This is a genomic window from Frateuria sp. (genome assembly GCF_013362045.1).
In the GTDB taxonomy this organism is placed as follows: domain Bacteria; phylum Pseudomonadota; class Gammaproteobacteria; order Xanthomonadales; family Rhodanobacteraceae; genus Frateuria_A.
Genome location: NZ_JABFWW010000239.1, coordinates 1 through 4,243, shown reverse-complemented (window position 1 = coordinate 4,243; position 4,243 = coordinate 1). Strand labels below are relative to the sequence as shown.

3 protein-coding genes are annotated in these 4,243 nt (G+C 66.1%); 1 reads left to right on the top strand and 2 read right to left on the bottom strand.

The genetic code is table 11. The annotated features are described in order from the left end of the window. Positions 1-280: 280 nt before the first annotated feature. The gene (locus HOQ08_RS11560; protein ID WP_291194811.1) at positions 281-709 is read right to left on the bottom strand and encodes an Sbal_3080 family lipoprotein; all 429 of its coding nucleotides are present in this window, start codon (positions 707-709) and stop codon (positions 281-283) included. Between the two features lie 210 nt (positions 710-919). Here HOQ08_RS11560 and HOQ08_RS11555 point away from each other — a divergent pair, with 210 nt between their 5' ends. Beyond that, positions 920-3,565, top strand: a complete 2,646-nt coding sequence (locus HOQ08_RS11555) for a M1 family metallopeptidase (RefSeq protein ID WP_291194808.1) — start codon at positions 920-922, stop codon at positions 3,563-3,565. Between the two features lie 89 nt (positions 3,566-3,654). Here HOQ08_RS11555 and HOQ08_RS11550 read toward each other — a convergent pair. Further along, positions 3,655-4,243 (bottom strand): acetyl-CoA C-acyltransferase (locus HOQ08_RS11550; protein WP_291194805.1); only part of this gene is annotated, 589 nt, incomplete at its 5' end.

Genomic DNA, 4,243 nt, shown 5'->3' with positions numbered 1-4,243 from the left:
TGGGACATCACCGGCGCCATCCTTTGCCTGCTAGGAGCCGCGGTGATCCTGTTTGCGCCGCGTGCCGCCGGCTAGCCGCTGATAGTCGTTCTGCTTTGGGTCATGGCTGCGGCCCAGCGAGCCCCTGAAGCCGATCAAGCCGGCCGGTGACCGGATCGTCGAAGCCAGGTCACGTGCTTTGCGCGCAAGGATCCGAGCCTTGCGCGCGTAAGGCGCGGCATTGCGCGCGACCTTCACCAGGGCATGCCCGTAAGTCCTTTTGATGCTTCAAGCTCAGCGCTCACGAGTGAAATCCAGCGAGGAGTTCGTCCATGACCGGGTCGATCTTTGCCTTGGTCCCGCGCCACTTGCCCATGTCGAACCCACCTTTTCCATTTAGGTGATACGTCGCCGAAGCGACAAGGCGACCGTGCTGAGTGATGCGGATTTCTGCATGGGAGAGATACGGCTTGAAGTCCCACGACCGCAAGGCGGTGTAGTCCACGATGTATTCACACGATGGAGGAGGGTCATTGAGGAAGACCTCGGCGGCGATTCCATGCCGCTGGAAGCCGTCCTGCATCACCATGACGAAATCGTCCACCTTAACGGCCGGGTTGTTTCGGATGCATACGTGATTCATTGCCGTATGACCATCAACTGGCTTGACCTTGACGCTGGTGCATGCCGCCAGCATGAGGACGGCAACTGCCGGAAAGATGCGCTTCATTCCTGATCCCTTAGTCCTTTGGTTAAGTGCTTGGCGAGCATAGCGCGGGCTGGCAGAGTGGCCCAGCGATGCGGGTCAGTGCATTCCATGACTTCCGGCCGTGTCCCCCCGCGGCTCTCTCAGGCAAAACTCGCGCGGCCCTGAGCCGCTCGTCACCCTTGTGGTGCCGCCTGCGCGGCTCGTCGTTCCGCTCATCCCACAAGGACCCCTATGCGCCGTCACCTCTCTACCGCCATCTGTCTGGCCCTGGCCGGGCTTGCGTTTGCTCCGCTGGGGGCCGCTTCGGCCGCCGAGGCGCGGCTGGCGACAACGCAGTTGCCGCGCGGGGTGGTGCCTTTGCATTACGACGTTGCGGTGACGCCGCATGCGGAGAAGATGACGTTCGACGGCCAGGTGACGATCACGCTGACGGTGGCCAAGCCGACCAGCGCGATCACGCTCAACGCCGCGGATTTGTCGTTCTCCAAGGCGTCGCTGACGCCTGAGAAGCTGAAGATCGCGATTCCCGAGCCGAAGGTGTCGGTGGACGAGAAGGCGCAGACCGCCACCTTCACCTTCGACCACCCGATTCCGGCGGGCACCTACCGCCTGGCGATGACCTACAGCGGCAAGATCGGCACGCAGGCCAACGGCATCTTCGCGCTGGACTACGACACCAAGGCGGGCAAGAAGCGCGCGCTGTACACGCAGTTCGAGAACTCCGACGCGCGCCGCTTCATCCCCTCGTGGGACGAGCCCAACTACAAGGCCACCTTCACGCTGACCGCCACGGTGCCGAGCGACGAGATGGCGGTGAGCAACATGCCGATCGCCTCGAAGAAGGATCTGGGCAATGGCCTGACCCAGGTGCACTTCGGGCAGTCGCCGAAGATGTCCACCTATCTCTTGTTCTTCGGCCTGGGCGACTTCGAGCGCGCGACGCTGAAGTCCGAAGGCACCGAGATCGGCGTGATCACGCAGAAGGGCATGATCGACCAGGCGCAGTTCGCGCTGGATTCGTCCAAGGCCGTGCTGAAGGAATACAACGACTACTTCGGTGTGCCGTACCCGCTGCCCAAGTTGGACAACATCGCCGCGCCGGGCCGCAGCCAGTTCTTCTCGGCGATGGAGAACTGGGGCGCGATCTTCACGTTCGAGTACTCGTTGCTGCTGAACCCGCAGATCTCCACCCAGCGTGACAAGGAGCGCGCATTCAACGTGGCCGCGCACGAGATGGCGCACCAGTGGTTCGGCGACCTGGTGACGATGAGCTGGTGGGACGACCTGTGGCTGAACGAGGGTTTCGCCTCGTGGATGGCTTCGCGCACCACCCAGAAGCTGCATCCGGAATGGCATACCGACCTGGACGCGGTCGGCATTCGCGAAAGCGCCATGGGACAGGACTCGGTGGCCACCACGCACCCGGTGGTGCAGCACGTGGAGACGGTGGAGCAGGCCAGCCAGGCGTTCGACGCGATCACCTATTCCAAGGGCGAGGCGGTGATCCACATGCTGGAGGGCTATGTCGGCCACGAGGCCTGGCGTACCGGCGTGCGCAACTACATCAAGGCGCACGAGCACGGCAATACGGTGTCGGATGATCTGTGGACGTCGATGCAGGCGGCCGCCGGCAAGCCGGTCACGCAGATCGCGCACGACTTCACGCTGCAGCCGGGCATTCCGATGATCGAGGTGCGCACCGCCGCGTGCGCCAATGGCAAGACCAGCATCGCGCTGCGCCAGGGCGAGTTCACCCGCGACCGGCCGAACAAGCAGCCGCTGCGTTGGCACGTGCCGGTGATCGCGCAGACGGTCGGCGGCAAACCGGTGAGCATGGTGGTGGACGGCAAGGCCACGCTGAGCGTGCCGGGCTGCGGCCCCGTGCTGGTCAACGCCGGGCAGACCGGCTACTACCGCACGCTGTACACGCAAAACGACTTCGACGCGCTGAAGGGGCAGTTTGCGAAACTCGCTCCGATCGACCAGCTCGGCCTGCTGGGTGATACCTGGGCGCTGGGCATGGCCGGCAACGAGCCGGTGTCCAACGTGCTGGCGCTGATCACGGCAACGCCGGCCGACGCCGACCCGCAGGTGTGGGCCGAGGTGGCCGGCTACCTGTCCGCGCTGGACAACTACTATCGCGGCGACCAGGCTCGCCAGCAGCGGCTGCGCACCTTCGCGGTGGGCCAGCTGCGGCCGGTGTTCGCCAAGTTGGGATGGGAGGCCAAGGCGGGCGAGAGCGCGCCGGCGGCCAACCTGCGCACGGAGTTGATCGGCACGCTGGCCGGCCTCGGCGATGAGCAGATCATCGACGAGGCGCGCCGTCGCTTCGCCGCGCAGAAGACCGACCCCAGCGCCGTGCCGGTGGCGCTGCGCAAGACGCTCACCGCCATCGTCGCCGAGCACGCCGACCAGGCCACCTGGGACCAGCTGCACGCGCAGGCCAGGGCCGAGACCACGCCGCTGATCAAGGACCAGCTCTACAGCATGCTCTCGATCCCCGAGGACCAGGCGCTGGCCCAGCGTGCGCTGTCGCTGGCGCTCACCGACGAGCCGGGCGCCACCAACAGTGCCGGCATGATCCGCGCGGTGGGCTTCCACCATCCGGAGATGGCCTTCGACTTCGCCGTGGCGCACAAGGACCAGGTGGACAAGCTGGTGGATTCCACCTCCAGCAGCCGCTACTACCCCGCGCTCGGCGCCAGTTCGACCAAGCCGGAGATGATCCAGAAGATCCAGGATTACGCGCAGAAGTACATCGCACCGACCTCGCGCCGCGTGGCCGACCAGGCGATCGCCAACATCAAGTACCGCATGATGATCCGCCAGGATCGGCTGCCGTCGATCGACGAGTGGCTGGAGAAGCACTCGGGCTGATCATCGGCCCGTGGTTGGACGGAGGGCCCCGTGTCGGGGCCCTTCGCTTTGGCGGTGATCCCATCGGGCAGGGAAATGGTCGCCGGGCGTCAGAGCGCCTCGAAGATGCCCGCCGCGCCCATGCCGGTGCCGATGCACATGGTCACCATGCCGTACTTCTGCTTGTGCCGGCGCAGGCCGTGCACCAGCGTGGCCACGCGCACCGCGCCGGTGGCGCCCAGCGGATGGCCGAGCGCGATGGCGCCGCCGAGCGGGTTGACCTTGGCGGGGTCGAGCTCGAGATCCCTCATCACGGCCAAAGCCTGGGCGGCAAAGGCCTCGTTGAGCTCGATCCAGTCGAGCTGGTCGCGGCTGATGCCGGTGCGCTTGAGCGCCAGCGGGACGGCTTCTTTCGGGCCGATGCCCATCACCTCCGGCGGCACGCCAGCCACGGCGTAGCCGACGAAGCGGGCGAGCGGCTGCAGGTTGTATTCCTTCACCGCCTTGTCGCTGGCGATCAGCACGGCGCCGGCGCCGTCGGACATCTGGCTGGAGTTGCCCGCGGTGACGGTGCCGCCGAACTGGCCGTTGCGGAAGACGGGCTTGAGCTTGGCCAGCACCTCGGGCGTGCTGCCCGGGCGCGGGCCTTCGTCCTGGCTGATGACACGGCCGTCGATGGTGATGTCGCCGGTGGCCAGG

Coding starts and splice junctions, on each gene's coding strand:
- HOQ08_RS11555 (WP_291194808.1), top strand. CDS start 920: ATGCGCCGTCACCTCTCTACCGCCATCTGTCTGGCCCTGGCCGGGCTT.
- HOQ08_RS11560 (WP_291194811.1), bottom strand. CDS start 709: ATGAAGCGCATCTTTCCGGCAGTTGCCGTCCTCATGCTGGCGGCATGC.